At 71.1% G+C, this 14,050-nt stretch carries 11 protein-coding genes and 2 tRNA genes; 4 read left to right on the top strand and 9 right to left on the bottom strand.

Annotated features, from left to right (window positions below; genetic code table 11):
- Window positions 1-231: 231 nt before the first annotated feature.
- A complete protein-coding gene (locus OEIGOIKO_RS27975) occupies window positions 232-1,350 on the top strand; it encodes a hypothetical protein (protein WP_125056307.1) in 1,119 nt (372 codons plus the stop codon).
- Window positions 1,347-2,888: an NADH-quinone oxidoreductase subunit NuoF family protein gene (locus OEIGOIKO_RS27970; RefSeq protein WP_125056306.1), complete on the top strand. Its 1,542-nt coding sequence runs from the start codon at window positions 1,347-1,349 to the stop codon at window positions 2,886-2,888. The genes OEIGOIKO_RS27975 and OEIGOIKO_RS27970 overlap by 4 nt, the downstream gene beginning before the upstream one ends.
- Before the next feature lie 119 nt (window positions 2,889-3,007).
- Here OEIGOIKO_RS27970 and OEIGOIKO_RS27965 read toward each other — a convergent pair whose 3' ends face one another.
- Both OEIGOIKO_RS27965 and OEIGOIKO_RS27960 read right to left on the bottom strand, forming a co-directional pair.
- Window positions 3,008-3,268 carry a hypothetical protein gene (locus OEIGOIKO_RS27965; protein ID WP_125056305.1) on the bottom strand — a complete coding sequence of 87 codons (261 nt, stop codon included), beginning with the start codon at window positions 3,266-3,268 and terminating at the stop codon, window positions 3,008-3,010.
- 30 nt (window positions 3,269-3,298) lie between these two features.
- A complete protein-coding gene (locus tag OEIGOIKO_RS27960; protein WP_170251883.1) occupies window positions 3,299-6,928 on the bottom strand; it encodes a hypothetical protein in 3,630 nt (1,209 codons plus the stop codon).
- Window positions 6,929-7,297: 369 nt separating this feature from the next.
- Between OEIGOIKO_RS27960 and OEIGOIKO_RS27955 the strand changes: the two genes are divergently transcribed.
- Entirely contained in the window at window positions 7,298-7,813 is a 516-nt protein-coding gene (locus OEIGOIKO_RS27955; protein ID WP_246177565.1) for a hypothetical protein, read from the top strand.
- A 273-nt stretch (window positions 7,814-8,086) separates the two neighbouring features.
- On the opposite strand, the gene OEIGOIKO_RS27950 is transcribed toward OEIGOIKO_RS27955, so the two are convergent.
- Window positions 8,087-8,159 (bottom strand) — tRNA-Ala (locus OEIGOIKO_RS27950).
- Window positions 8,160-8,327: 168 nt separating this feature from the next.
- Here OEIGOIKO_RS27950 and OEIGOIKO_RS27945 point away from each other — a divergent pair.
- Entirely contained in the window at window positions 8,328-9,713 is a 1,386-nt protein-coding gene (locus OEIGOIKO_RS27945; protein WP_125056303.1) for a glycosyltransferase 87 family protein, read from the top strand.
- Window positions 9,714-9,857: 144 nt separating this feature from the next.
- Here OEIGOIKO_RS27945 and phsA read toward each other — a convergent pair whose 3' ends face one another.
- From phsA to rsfS, 6 genes are all read right to left on the bottom strand, one after another.
- Window positions 9,858-11,699, bottom strand: coding sequence for an O-aminophenol oxidase PhsA (phsA, locus tag OEIGOIKO_RS27940; RefSeq protein WP_125056302.1), 1,842 nt, complete (start codon window positions 11,697-11,699; stop codon window positions 9,858-9,860).
- Between the two features lie 267 nt (window positions 11,700-11,966).
- Window positions 11,967-12,200 carry a hypothetical protein gene (locus OEIGOIKO_RS27935; protein ID WP_030020510.1) on the bottom strand — a complete coding sequence of 78 codons (234 nt, stop codon included), beginning with the start codon at window positions 12,198-12,200 and terminating at the stop codon, window positions 11,967-11,969.
- Between the two features lie 3 nt (window positions 12,201-12,203).
- Complete coding sequence (locus OEIGOIKO_RS27930) at window positions 12,204-12,452, bottom strand: hypothetical protein (RefSeq protein WP_125056301.1); 249 nt, start codon at window positions 12,450-12,452, stop codon at window positions 12,204-12,206.
- 266 nt (window positions 12,453-12,718) lie between these two features.
- Window positions 12,719-12,791, bottom strand: a tRNA-Ala gene (locus tag OEIGOIKO_RS27925).
- A 149-nt stretch (window positions 12,792-12,940) separates the two neighbouring features.
- Complete coding sequence (locus OEIGOIKO_RS27920) at window positions 12,941-13,594, bottom strand: histidine phosphatase family protein (RefSeq protein WP_125056300.1); 654 nt, start codon at window positions 13,592-13,594, stop codon at window positions 12,941-12,943.
- On the bottom strand, window positions 13,591-14,025 hold the full coding sequence (gene rsfS, locus OEIGOIKO_RS27915; protein WP_125056299.1) for a ribosome silencing factor: 435 nt from the start codon (window positions 14,023-14,025) through the stop codon (window positions 13,591-13,593). The genes OEIGOIKO_RS27920 and rsfS overlap by 4 nt, the downstream gene beginning before the upstream one ends.
- Window positions 14,026-14,050: the final 25 nt, after the last annotated feature.

Raw genomic sequence — 14,050 nt, 5'->3', positions numbered from 1 at the left:
CCCCGGTCCGGTCAGACCTCGTCGGCCGAGCCCGGCGAACCTCCCCAGTACGGACGGGCCTCCTCGGCCGAGCCCGACGAGCCTCCCCAGTACGAACGGGCCTCCTCGGCCGAGCCCGGCACGGACTCCTTCGAACAAGCCCGACAGCCGACGGTAGCAGCGCGCCACCCCGCAGCACGCCGCTTACGGAAAGCCCGCCGCCCCGATCCCAGACCGCCCTACTTTTCCCGCATGCGTCCCCACCGCAAGAGCCGTGCCGCCTCCGGCCCACGGCCCCCTGGCTTACCCCGCCTCCCGGTCCGCCTCTCTGTCCGTCTCCCGGGCCGCCTTCCGGCCCGCCTCCCAAGCCTGTCCCGCCCGTCCCCCGGCCCACGCCGTCATGGCCCCCGGGACGGCCCGCGCCACACCGCCCCTGCCGACCCGGCGGCGGCCCCGGCCCCCGTCCCCCGCCGCCCGATCCCGCACCGCCCGCGCCTGCGCCGCCGCCCCGCGGTCGCCGCCGGAGCCGTCGCCGCCCTCGCCCTTCTCCTGCTCTCCGGGACCGCCCCGCTGCGCGGCTTCCTCGACTTCACGGCCGGTGTGCTGACGCTCGTCTCCCTCACGGCCGCCGTCGTCTGGGGGCTGGTAGCCGCGGGCCGTGCGCTCCTGCTGCCCCGCAGCCGGCTGCTCGCCCAGGGCGTCCACCGGGCCCTGGGCACTGCCTCGCTCGGCTTCCTGGCCCTGCACATCGCGGTCAAGGTCGCCGAGGGGCATGCGCACGTACTGAACGCGCTGCTGCCGTTCACCAGGACGCCCGCCGGGGCTTCCGCACTGATCGGCTTCGGCGCCGTGGCCGGCTACCTGATGGTGCTGGCCGCCGCGACCGGCGCGCTCCGCAGCGCCTTCGCCGGCCGCGGCCGGGCCTCGGAGCGCTGGCGCGCCCTGCACGCCTGCGCGTATCCGGCCTGGTGCCTGGCGCTCGTCCACGGCCTGAAGGCCGGGCGTGCCCCCTCCGGGTGGGTCACCACCGGGTACGCGCTGTGCCTGACGGCCGTCGCCGCCGCCCTCCTGGCGCGCGCCTTCCTCCCGCACGTCCTACGGGCCCGCCTCCGCGCCCGTACTGCCGATGCCCCGCCGCCTCCGCCGCCCCCCGCACACCCGGACCCGCACCCCTCGTCCCCGGGCTCCCCGCCGCCATACCCTTCGTATCCGGACTCCCCGCCGCCGTATCCCTCGTATCCGGACCCCTCGCCGCCGTATCTCTCACCTGCGGATTCCCCGCCGCCGGGCTCGTCGCCGCCGCCGTACGGACGGCACGCCCTCCACCCCGTCCCGGCCCAGCCCGCCTCGCACGGCAGGAGCCGATCGTGACCGGCCCGCTGCCCGACGTCCCGCCCGTCCAGGCCATCGGCCCGCCCCGGCTGACCGCGGGCTTCGACGAGGCCGAGCGCCTCGACCGCCGGGCCCACCTGCTCATCCACGGCTCGCCGCCGTCCCTGTCGGCGGACCGGCTGACCGAGCTGGCCGGCGCCATCGCGCTGCGCGGCCGTGGCGGCGCGGGCTTCCCCCTCGTACGGAAACTGGAGGCGGTGGCCCACCATGCGCGGCGCTCCGGCAACCGGCCCGCGGTCGTCGTCAACGGCTGCGAGGGCGAGCCCGCCTGCCGCAAGGACACCGTCCTGCTGTGCCGTGCGCCCCACCTCGTCCTGGACGGCGCGCTGCTCGCCGCCAACGCTCTCGGCGCCCGCACGCTGGTGGTGGGCGTGACCAAGGACGCGGCCGAGCGGTCGGTGCGGGACGCGCTGGCCGAACGCGGTCTGAGCGACCGGCGGCGCGGGCGGTCGTTGCGCGCCCGGCTCGTCCGCGTACCGGAACGGCTCGTCTCCGGCGAGGCGTCCGCGCTGATCCGGGCCGCGGAGGGCGGGCCGGCGCTGCCTCCGGGGCGGCGGGTGCGGGCCGCGGAGTCCGGACTCGGCGGCGCGCCCACGCTCTTCTCCAACGCCGAGACATTCGCGCAGCTCGCTGTCGCGGCCCGTGCGGGCGCCCACCGGTACGCCGCTACCGGGGCACCCCACGAACCCGGCACCCTGCTCCTGACCGTGTCCGGCGCGGTGCCCTCCCCCGCCGTCGTCGAGGCACCGAGCGGGGTGCCGCTTCTGTACGTCCTCCAGACGTGCGCCGCCGATCCGGCCCCTGGGGGCGTCCTGGTGGGCGGCTACCACGGCGCCTGGCTGGCCGCCGCGACCGCGTACGGAACGGTGGTCACCCGCGAAGCGCTCGCGGCCGGCGGCGGGGCGCTCGGCGCGGGCGCGGTACTGCCGGTGCCCGCCGGTACCTGCCCGCTCGGCGAGACCCTGCTCGTAGCGCGCTGGCTCGCGGCCGAGTCGTCGGGCCAGTGCGGGCCTTGCCGTTTGGGTCTGCCCTCCGTGGCAAGCGCGCTGGCGGACACCTTGGCGGGCGGCGGCCAGGAAGCGCTGGACGGCGTACGGCGTGCCACGCAGACCGCGAACGGGCGCGGTGCCTGCAAACACCCCGACGGCGCCGTACGGTTCGTGCTCTCCGCCTTGGACGCCTTCCCGGACGATCTCGCCGCGCACACCCTGGGCGGCGGATGCGGCCGGGAGACCGCCGGTGTTCTCCCCCTTCCCGCACCGGAGACAGCCGAGGCGGCCGACGGTACGGGCACGGGTACCGCGGGCGTGACGGCTGCCGCGGGCCGGTTGGCGGTGGACTGGACCCTGTGCGAAGGGCACGGCCTGTGCGCCAGGCTCCTCCCCGAAGCCGTACGTCTCGACCCGGACGGCTACCCGCTCATCCCGGACACCGCTCTCCCGCCCCGGCTCCACCAACGCGCCCAGCGCGCGGTCAGCCGCTGCCCTGCCCTCGCCCTGCGCTTGGAGAAGCCGTAAAGCCGTCGGGAAGACGTCTTCCGAACACCGCACAACACAGAACCGCGTCCCGGAAACGACGAGGGCCCGTCAGCAAGCTGACGGGCCCTCTTACCAGATCGCGGTCAGGCGATCAGGAGTCAGCGCCACTCGGGAGGGATGTTCTCCAGCTGCTTCAGCAGATCCCAGTCCTCCGGCTTGTCGCTCGGCCTGAACCACTCAGAACTGCGGCACACCCAGTACCCGCGAGTTTCTCGAACACCTTCCAGCATGGTGTCCTCGATTCCGGCCTCCGAACCACAGCAACCGCAAATGGTGTTGAGGGGGAGACCGCGCATCCGGAAAGGGGAGTCGACGAATCCGCAGATCCGGCACACACAGTCTTCGTCAAGATTTTCCATCTCTTTCCCTTCTTATGCCGCCTACCGGAGCTACCGCTCGTGCCCGAACCACTTCAGCGAGTCGAAGTGTTCTTCAAAGTTGTCTTCCTTGTAGCCACGAGGATGCGCGGGCGACCTCTTATGCGGCCTGTACATGGTATTGGGCAGCCCGTCCTTATTGAAAATGGTCAGCGTGTTTGAACTTTTCTCGTAGACCGCCCAGCCCCCAATATCTCCCTTGTCATCAATTCGATCGATCACACGATACCCGGGCGGCGGCTTCCCTGGATCGGTGTACTTGCGATAGCTATGCGCCCTTGTGACGTACTCTCCGATACTCTTCAGATCGGAGAACTCGGCAGAATGATTGGACCAGTGTTCATGCGCTTCTGCGACACGGGTCCTCCTTCTCGTCGTGTTCCAGACCTCCGCAGGCCGCCCCGCATCACGGTTCGCCCTCATGTACTTGAGGAGGGTGTCGGTGCCGTTCTTGCCGAACTGTGATTCGAGGTTCTTGATGCCTGACTTGAGGCCGCTCTTGAAGGCCTTGCCTTCCGCCTTGATGGCGGTCCGCATCGCATACTTGTCGATGTCGCCGAGGACGGGGAGGACACCGGCGCAGGAAGCGGTGGCGTCCAAGCCCATTCCACGGAGGCCGTAGATGAGGCAGTTGAGGCCGTCGAAGGGCTCGCCCAGGACCGGGACGTAGCCGGCCCAGTCGGAACCAGTCTGGAAGTCGTCGAGGTACTTCTCCCAGATGCTGGTGTCGTCTTCGTTGGCCAGGAGGAACCGCAGCTGCTCCTCAAGCGCCAGGAGTTCGTTCATCTCCTTCTGCGCCTGCGCATCGTGCCGCTTGGCCTCGGTCTCCTTCCGCTCCCTTTCCTTGTACTGCTCGCGGGCTTCGTCATGGGCCTTGCGCGCCGCGTCCCGGTCCTTGCCCGCGTTCTCGGCGGAGACCCGGGCGTCATTGGCGTAGGTCCACGCCTCGCTCGCGGACATCTGGGCCGACTGGGCCGACAGTTCGGCTCGGGCGGCGGCGTTGACCGCCCTGGTCGCGGCCTGGTCCGCCTCCTTGGCGGCCTGGGTGGCCTTTCGCGCCGACTCGGCGGCCCGGTCCGCGGAATCCTTGGCCTCCGCGGCCGACTTCCGGGCAGCATCGGCGTACTTCTTCGCCTGCCTGGCCTGTTCGTCGGCGTCCGCAGCGGCCTTGTCCGCCTCGGCGGCCGCCTTGCTGGCGCGGAGCCCGTGCTCCTTGGCCCGGAGGGCATCCTCCTTGGCCTTCGCCACGACCCTGTCGCCTTCGGCGAGCAGGCCCTGGATCCGGGCTTCATGGGTGGCCGCCATCTGGTCCTTGCGCTGGGCCTTGTGCTGCCCGACCGTGATGAACGCGCGGAGCAGGTCGGGCGACCCCTCAAGGGCGATCTGCGCCGCACTCTTGAGCTCAGGGCCACCTGTGCTCATCAGCCGCATGGCCTGGACCCGCTCATCGGCGAGACGCGCCTTGTCCTGTCCGGACTCGATGAATTCAACGAGCTTCTGCGGGGAATTGTCGTCCAGTGCCGCCTGTGCGGCAGCCTTCACCTGGGCCCCGCCCCTGCTGGCCAGCTTCATCACGCTGATGCGGTACTGGGTCGCCGCGGCCTCGTGCTGACCGGTGCTCAGGAACGCGTCGATCTGCTCGGCGTCGCCCTTGAGCGCCTTCTCGGCCGCGTTCTTGACCGAGTCCGACAAACCGTCCGCGGCCAGCGCCTCGACCCGCGTACGGCCGTCCTGCTTCGCGGCGTCCTGCCAGTCCTTGCGGACGTAGTCGCGGACGTCCTCGTCCGATCCGGCGAGGGCCACCTCGGCGGCAGTCCGGCTCCAGGGGCCCCGGGTCTTCATGGCCAGGAACGCCACCTTGCGGCCCTTGGCCGCCACCTGCCGGAGATCCGCGCCGGGCTGTGCGGCCTCGCCGGCCAGCCGCTGCGCCTCCGTGTCGAGCTCTCCCGTCGCCTTGAGCTTGTCGGCGACCTCGGCCTGGCCCTTCTCGTAGGCCTCCTTGAGGTCCCGGGCCTTCTCGATCGCGGCCGCGGTCCGCGTCTTGAGGCCTTCCTGCTCCGCCTGACGCGCGACCTCGTGCGTCTCCCGGGCGGTCTTCACCGCATCGGCCGCGACCTGCCCGGCGGCCGTGGCCGCAGCAGCGTGCCGATTGGCCTCGTCCGCCGCCTTCGCCGACTTCCCGGCGTTGTCGGCCGCGATGTCCGCCTCGCGTGCGGCGCTGCTGGCATGCGAAGCGGCCCGGTCGGCTGCCTGCTGGGCATCGGTCGCGGCCTTGGACGCCTTGCGCGCGAGCGACTTGGCGGCCTGGGCGGCCCGGCGGGACTCGGCGGCGTGCCGCTTGGCCTGGCCGGCCGCGGCCCTGGCCTCGGAAGCCTTGGCTCCGGCGGCGTCGGCGAACCTGCTCGACTCCGCCGCCGCGTTGGCAGCCGCATCCGCGTTGTTGCTGGCGCTCAGCGCCGCGTCGGCCGCGTTGTCCGCGGCGTCCGACGCCTTCTGCACCTCGGCGAGCGCGGCCTTCAGGCTGTTCACCGCCGTGACGGCGTTGCGTGCCTCCTCCGCGGCCTTGCGCGCGCCGGCGGCTGCTCCGGCGTCCGTCGCCGCTGCTGCGGCGGCGTTACGGGCCCGGGAGGCCGCGTTGGCCGCGTTGGCCGCCGCGGAGGCGGCCTGGGAAGCGGCGGCCGACGCGAGACGGGCCGCCCGGTTGGCCGCCTGCGACGCGCCGATGGCCCGCTGCGCCGCGCTCGCGGCGCCCTTGGCGGCCTCGGCCGCGACGTTGGCGAAGGCCGCCGCGTCCACGGAGCCCTTGCGCGCCTCCTCGGTGTGGCGCCTGGCCTTCTCGGCGGCCTCCTTGGCCGCCTTCGACGCCTCGACGGCCTGGTCCGCGGAGAACTTGGCCGCATCCGTTTCGCGCTTGGCCTCGGCACCGGCTTCCTTGGCCTGCTGAACCAGCTGCGCGACCGTGGCGTGCTCCTGGTCCCTCGCACGGGCCACATACTGGCCCACGTCGAGAAACTCCCGGATATCCGAGATGGAACCGTTCAGCGCGACCTGAGCGGCTTCCTTGGTCGCCTTGCCACCCGTGCTCATGACGCGCATCAGGCGCACACGGTCGTCGGCGTCACGCGCGGCGTACTGGCCCTTTTCAAGGAAGTCGCGCACGTCATTGATCGCGCCGCTCTCCATGGCGGCCTGGCCCTTTTTCTTGACCTGCGGGCCACCGACGCTCATGACCTGGGCCAGCTGCACGCGCTGGTCCTTCTCCAGCGGATTCTGCCAGCCGCTCTTGAGGAATCCCTTGACCTTGGCCGGGTCGTCGGAGTCCAGAGCGTCCTGAGCGGCGGCGCGGACCTTGCTGCCTCCGATGGAGGAGATACGCATGGCCAGCACGCGGTCATCGCTGGCTTCGGCAGTGGCCTTGTCCTTGTCGAGGAACTGCCGGACGTTTTCTTCCGTACCCAAGAGCACCGGCTCGGCGGCCCTCTTGACCATCCGGCCGCCGTTCTGCCACGCCTCGACGACGCGTCCCCGGTCGGTCGCCGGAATCGGGGTGCCGCCCTCGTCGTCCCCCTCCGCCGCGAAGGCCGGGGTACTTCCGATGAGGCCGGCCGTCAATGCCAAGGGGAGTGCGACGCCGACGAACAAGCCGCCTATGCGACTTGCCCCTGGTGTGCGCGCGCCGTGAGAGCGGGTTCTTCGTCTCACCGAGTCCATCCTTTCCAATTTTCCGAGATGCCACAAAACGGGCCCAGCGAGCATATAGGCCGCGATCGGCAACTACGCAGGCGGCCGCCCGCTGCCCAACACCCGTTCACAGGAAGGAGCTTGGGTCGCATTCACCGCGCGCGCCTCACTCCGACTCGACCGGACGCCCCGATGTGAACCGTTATCAAAAGGCAACCCATGTCCGGAGGTGAGGCGAAGTGATACGTTTTCGGACGCCAAAATTGTCATTCTGAGCGGCCGCCCTTGACGCCGCACACCACCTGGAAGGTTCCTCTGGTGATATCTCGCATGCGCAGAACGGTGCTTGCCGGCATCCTCGGCGCCACCACGGCCGTCGGGGCCGTCTCCGCCTTCACCATCGCCCAGGCCGCTCCGCAGCCTGCGGAGGTTCAGCAGACGGCGGCCGACGCCGCGATGTCCTCCGCGGTGGAGGACTTCAATTACCCCGACGCGGAGAGGATCCTCAAGGAAAAGGGGATCAAGCTGGGCAGGGGTGACGGGCACATCATCCTGAGCGAATGCAAGAACGACGACATTCGCGTGTGGACGACGAGCACCAGCGAAGACGGCAACAAGTACTGCTTCAAGGTCACCGGAAAGTCCGGGTACCTGACGCTCGAAGTTCCCGAGACCTTCGGCGTCCAGGCCCTGGACCGCCCTGTCGAGGCGACGCTCACCTCGGACGGGAAGAAGCAGACCGTCAAGGTCACCGAGGGAACCACCGAGCAGGTCGGTGTCGGCGACGGCCGCCCGGGCGCCTCCGGCAAGGAAGCGACTCTGGTCGAACTGCGCGTCAAGGGTTAACGGCAGGCCTGCCACCCCCGCCGATCATGCCCGGCCGTAGGCGCGGAGCCGTCAGTGACGTGACGGCTCCGCGCCTACGGCCGGCTGATCTTCTCCAGCGGGGGGGCAGCCGGGCGCCTCCGCCCCTGCCTTTGCCTCTGTGACGAAGCGCACAACGAGGGCCACATCGACCGCACCCGCCCGTCCCTCTAAACCAGAAGATCCCGCCTGATCGAATTGATCAGGCGGGATCCCGTGGACCGAACCTGAGGGATCTCAAGAACGATCTTTTTGTGGAGCTAAGGAGAATTGAACTCCTGACCTCCTGCATGCCATGCAGGCGCTCTACCAACTGAGCTATAGCCCCTTGTTGTGGTCCGCCGCGGTTCTTTTCCTTGCGGCTCCCCGCTGCGGCATCGCCTACATTACACGGTCCTCCCCGCCTTCTGCCAAATCGGTTGTCCTGGGCCCCCGGGCAAGGGCTCGATGTACTGTCGGCGGGCCGTGCCCGATTCGTCCTGGGGAGCTGTACGCCGTGTCCGCGCTGGAGCTGGAACAGTCCGCTGCACCCGGCGGTCCTTCCCCGCTGAGGGGCTTCGTCCGCCGCCGTCCGCTGCTGGTGGCAGCCGTCGGCTGTGTGCTGTCCTTCGCCGCCTTCTGGGTCGCGCAGCGGCTGGCGCACGTGACGATGGTCGACCTGATGGTCTACCGCGCCGAGGGCTGGACCGCCCGCAACGGCGAGGACCTGTACGACATGGTCGCGACCTCGGCGCTCCTGCCCAACACCTATCCGCCCTTCGCCGCGCTGCTGTTCACGCCGCTGACGCTGGTGGGCGTACCCGAGATGCGGACGCTCGCCACCCTCGGCAACCTCCTGCTCATGGTCGCCGTCGCCCACCTCGGCCTGCGGCTCGCGGGGCAGCCGAAGCGGGTGCCGCCGCTCGCCGCGGCGCTGGGGGTGGCCGCGCTGCTGGTCTGGTGCGAGCCGGTGTGGACGACGCTGCGCTACGGACAGATCAACCTGCTGCTCGCCGTGCTGGTCCTGTGGGACCTGACCCGTAAGGACACCAACCGGTGGGCCGGCGTCGGCATCGGCCTGGCGGCCGGCATCAAGCTCACCCCGGCCCTGTTCGCGGTCTTCCTCGCGCTGGCCGGGCTCGTACGGGCCTGGCAGCGGCTGCGGGAGGGCGCGGGGCCGCGGAAGGCCTGGAACCCCTGGCTGCGGCAGGCCGCCGTCGCCTGTCTCACCTTCCTGGGGACCGCGGTGCTGTCCGCGATCGTCCTGCCGCACGACTCCCGCCGCTTCTGGACGGAGATCATCTTCGCTGCCGACCGGGTCGGGGAGGTGGAGATCACCGCCAACCAGTCGCTGCGCGGCGCGCTGGCCCGGCTGCTGCACACCCACGACCCCGGCCTGTGGTGGCTGGCCGCCGCGGCCGTCGTGGCCGTCTTCGGGCTGGCCGTGGCGGTCGGCGCGCTGCTGCGCGGCCGCCGGGCCTGGGCGGCCGTCGCCTGTGCCGTGACCGCGCTGCTGGTCAGCCCGATCTCCTGGTCGCACCACTGGGTGTGGGGCGTACCGATGCTGATCCTGCTCGGCTCGGAGGCGATCGGCCGCGGCGGCGCCGGCAGCCGGACCGGCCGGCGCTGGTGGGCGGGAACGCTGTCGATGGGCCTCCTCTTCTGCTCGTTCGCGCTGTGGTTCGTGCCGCACCGCTACCACCACCATGAGGAACTGCACCAGAACGGCGGCCAGATGCTGTTGTCCGGGATCTATCCGATCGCCGGCCTGGTCTTTCTGGCCCTGACCGCCGTGTCGGTGCAGAGGGACGGCGCCGGTGGCGGCGGACCGGCGCTGCCGAGCACAGGGCAGGGCGCGGCCACCCCGGACGCCGGTCCGGCGGCGGCCACACCGGGACGCTGAGCCGGGACGCCGAACCGGGGCGCCGAACCGGGCCTCGAACCGGGCGTCGAACCGCCCCCGGCCAAGCGCCGGCCCTCACCTCAGCGCCCGCCTCTCCCCCTCTCCCTCCCCCTTCCCTGCCTCAGCGCCCGTCTCTCCGCCGCCTCAGTGTGCGTCGTGGCCGTGTCCGCCCGGCTGGTGATGATGGAACTTCAGCACCTCACGCGGCATCACGACGAACGGCCGCATCATCCCCATGTCCTCGTGCTCCAGCAGATGGCAGTGGTACATGAACCGGCCCGTCGCGCCCTGGAAGCGGGCGAGCACGTTGACCATCTGGCCCGGCGGGACCTGTATGACGTCCTTCCAGCCCTGGTCGCCCGGGGATATCGGGGCCGTACCGCCGTGTTCGAGCGGGACGCGGGTGCCGCCGGTCTTGTTGTCGTACGGGAAATTCGGGTCGCCGTCCGCCGGGTAGCGGTCGCGGCTGAGGACCTGGAAGTCCACGAGGTGGATGTGCATCGGGTGGGTGCCGGCGCCGCCCAGGTTCAAAAAGCTCCACTGTTCCCAGTCGCCGAGCCGGACCATGTGGTTCAGCGTGTCGTCGAACATCCGGGCCGTACGGCGGTACGTGCGGGTCTTTCCGTCCGCGCCGCGGATCTGGACGACTCCTTCGACGGGGAACTTCAGGCCCGTGTCGGGGATCTCCTCCATCTCCCACATCTCCGGGTGGAAGTTGCCGACCGGGCCGGGCGGGGTGAGGACGACGAGCCGGTGCTCGTGGTGGGGCGCCGAGCCGTGGGTGAGCCGCTCGAAGGACGGGGAGATCACCTGCGGGAGAACGAACGGGTCGCGCACCTGCGTGGTACCGACCCGGAACTGCATCACGTCCGGATACGTCACCCCGGGCGCGGCATTGACGAGCCGCAGCGTACGGCCGCGCAGCCGGCCGAAGTCGATGAGCAGGTCCATCCGCTCGGCGGACGCGACCGACAGCGGGCCGTCCACCGGGACCGGCCGCGGCAGCAGGCCGCCGTCCGAACCGATCTGCCACACCGCGCCCGTCACCGGCGCGCCCGTCGCGTCGTCCACCAGGCGCAGCTGGAAGGTGCGGCTGTTCGCCGCGTTCAGCACGCGGAAGCGGTACCAGCACGCCGCGACGTCGGCATGGGGCCAGATGACCCCGTTGACGAGGGTGTACGGGCCGGTGAAGGGCAGGGTGACGTTCTTCCCGTCCTTGTCCTGGGCCACGACCTGCGTCTTGTGCAGCAGACGGCCCGTCAGGCGGCCTTCCTCGTCCGTGTCGAGGTTGCGGTCCTGGATGACCAGCGGTATCTCCCGCCTGCCGGAGGGCAGTTGCAGCATGTCCTCCTCGTCGTCGCGGACCAGGTACATCCCGGCCAGGCCCGCGAAGACGTTCCACCGCGTGATGTCCATGGCGTGGTCGTGGTACCACCAGCTCGTCGCACGGTGGTCGTTGGGATACTCCGAGAGCTGGGAGTCACCGGGCGCGACGGCGTTCTCCGACCAGCCGTCGTTGCCGCCGCCGGTCACCGCGCCGTGCAGATGGGTGACCGTCCAGGGCGGCAGATCGGCGACGCCTTCCACGGGTGTGCTGTTCGCGCGGCCCGGCTCGTCGGTGGGCAGGGGCGCGCCCGGTAAGGGCTTGGCCTCGGCGGCGGTGACCGGATACCCGCCGGTGAGACGGTTGTGCCAGTTGATGCGGAGCCGCCGGCCGCGGCGCACCTCGATCGTCGGGCCCGGGTAGTGCCCCTCGTACGCCCACACCTTGGTCGGCGGGAGTTCGGAGTGCAGCCGGACCCAGGTGGTGGTCTGGTCGATGTCGATACCGCGCAGCGCCTCCTTGCGGCCGGGCCGCAGGACGGGCGGGATGCGCAGCTCGTCGACGAAGGGTGTCAGCCCGGCCACGGCTTCGCGCTTGGACGGCGCGCCGGACGGCCGGTCCGACGCCGCTTCCCGGACAGGATGAATCGTCAGATCACTCACGATGCGACCCCCGTGTCGCTTCCCCCGTGCCGCCGGCCGTCTCCGGCGGCAGCTTCACCCGTACAACGCCCCGTCTTTCGCACGGAGTTCCGTGTTCCGCCGGAAATTTCGTACTGATGCCCGCAACGGCGGCTCAACCCGCCCATGCGGTAGCTGACGGGCCATCCCTGGCCAAAGCTGGGCGGCCGTCAAGAACCGTCACAGGGGCAACGTCCCAGGGACCGCGTCGGCCCGCGGCAGCCCCGCCGCCGGGCGTACGCACCGCGCTCAGGCGGTCGCGAAGGAATAGAAACGCTTCAGCGTGCAGTGCTCGTCGAGCAGGCGCCCGTAGATCGGTTCCCCGTCGAGTTCGCGGTACGTCTCGATCGGGTCGCCTTTTATGACCAGGGCCCGCGCGCACTCCTCGCACCAGTACTGGTACTCGGGGTTGACCGGCTCCATGTCCCGGACGATCGGCGTCCCGCTGCCGCACCAGTCGCATTTCCTGCTGTGAGCGCCCATCAGTCAGCTCCAGCTGTGGCCGCAGGCCGTACAGACGAACGAGATGCCGCCGTTGTCGCCCAGCACCTGCGCCACGTGGGCCGAGCCGCAGGACGGGCACTGGAGCACGGCGCTGCCGGTGCCGTGTGCGTCACTGGAGAGGCGGGCGGGGCGGGCCGGACGGGGAGCGTCCTCGGGCAGCGGGCCGGCGCTCTGCGCGGGAGCGGTCGCATCGAGCAGGTCGTCGACCTCCTCCATGATGCTCGTGGGCATCGCGTTCTCTCCTCCCCTGCCGGCGCCGTCCGAATTCTGCCACGGACCGCCGACCGGGTCAGTCCCGCCGCCGTACCCGTTGTACCAGCACACCGCCGTACGGCGGCCGGAGCGCCGGAGGGACCGGCGTCGAACGCGGGCGGGCCGCGCGGTCCCCGCGCCGCGGGCTTTTGACGAGGTCTACCCCGTTACGCACCGGTTCGTGCGCCCGTCCGTGCACGAAATGATCCCGCCTCCCAGAGTGGGAGACGGGATCATCCGAGGTGTGGAGCTAAGGAGAATTGAACTCCTGACCTCCTGCATGCCATGCAGGCGCTCTACCAACTGAGCTATAGCCCCGGGTCTTGTTCCGCTCCTCCGGGGTTTTCCCCGGCGGCGCCGCGAACAAGAAGAACTCTAGCCTGCGACCAGCCCAAATGTGAAATCCGGTCGCTCCGGGCCCCCGGAGCGGCGGTCCGCCGGGCCGCGGGCGCCGGCCGCGGGACCGCTCAGTCGTCGTCGCCGAGCACCGGCTCCGGCAGCGTGCCGGCGTTGTGCTCCATCAGGCGCCAGCCGCGCGCCCCCTCGCCCAGCACGGACCAGCAGCAGTTCGACAGCCCGCCCAGTCCCTCCCAGTGGTGGGACTCCAGGCCCAGCAGCCGCCCGATGGTCGTACGGATCGTGCCGCCGTGGCTGACGACGACCAGGGTGCCGCCGTCCGGCAGCTTGTCGGCGCTGCGCTCCACGACGGGGGCCGCGCGGTCGGCGACCTCGGTCTCCAGTTCGCCGCCGCCGCGCCGTACGGGCTCGCCGCGCTTCCACGCCGCGTACTGCTCCCCGTACCGCGCCACGATCTCCTCGTGGGTCAGGCCCTGCCAGGCGCCCGCGTACGTCTCGCGCAGCCCCTGGTCGTGGGTGACCTCCAGACCGGTGACGGCCGCCAGCTCCCGGGCCGTGGCGGCGGCCCGGCGCAGGTCGGAGGCGATGATCGCGTCCGGCTGGAGGGCCGCGAGCAGCCGGGCGGCGCGGCGCGCCTGCGCCACGCCCTCCTCGGTCAGCTCGATGTCCGTGGAGCCCTGGAACCGGCGCTCCAGGTTCCACGCCGTCTGGCCGTGGCGCCACAGGACTATCCGGCGGCCACGGCCGCTGCTGGTCCCGTTCAGCTCAGGTCTCCGTCCTGCTCGGCCGTCGTGGCCTCGGCGTGCGCGGCGGCCTTGCCGCGGGTGGCCTTGGCCTCCTCGGGGAGGTCCAGCTCGGGGCAGTCCTTCCAGAGGCGTTCGAGGGCGTAGAAGACGCGCTCTTCGCTGTGCTGGACGTGGACGACGATGTCGACGTAGTCGAGCAGCACCCAGCGGGCCTCGCGGTCGCCCTCGCGGCGCACCGGCTTGGCGCCCAGGTCCTTGTTCAGCCGCTCCTCGATCTCGTCGACGATCGACTTGACCTGGCGGTCGTTGGGGGCCGAGGCCAGCAGGAATGCGTCGGTGATCGAGAGCACGTCGCTGACGTCGTACGCGATGATGTCGTGCGCGAGCTTGTCGGCGGCCGCCAGCGAGGCGGCCTTGATCAGCTCGATGGAGCGGTCGGTGGCGGTCACAGTCCAGCTTTCGGGATGGATGGTC

It is taken from the genome of Streptomyces paromomycinus (assembly GCF_003865155.1).
Classification (GTDB): domain Bacteria; phylum Actinomycetota; class Actinomycetes; order Streptomycetales; family Streptomycetaceae; genus Streptomyces; species Streptomyces chrestomyceticus.
This window is presented reverse-complemented; position numbering and strand designations above follow the sequence as displayed.

Bases quoted from the DNA above. Each gene is read 5' to 3' on its own strand.
- OEIGOIKO_RS27955 (WP_246177565.1), top strand. From the start codon at position 7,298: ATGCGCAGAACGGTGCTTGCCGGCATCCTCGGCGCCACCACGGCCGTC.
- OEIGOIKO_RS27930 (WP_125056301.1), bottom strand. From the start codon at position 12,452: ATGCCCACGAGCATCATGGAGGAGGTCGACGACCTGCTCGATGCGACC.
- OEIGOIKO_RS27965 (WP_125056305.1), bottom strand. From the start codon at position 3,268: ATGGAAAATCTTGACGAAGACTGTGTGTGCCGGATCTGCGGATTCGTC.
- OEIGOIKO_RS27975 (WP_125056307.1), top strand. From the start codon at position 232: ATGCGTCCCCACCGCAAGAGCCGTGCCGCCTCCGGCCCACGGCCCCCT.
- OEIGOIKO_RS27935 (WP_030020510.1), bottom strand. From the start codon at position 12,200: ATGGGCGCTCACAGCAGGAAATGCGACTGGTGCGGCAGCGGGACGCCG.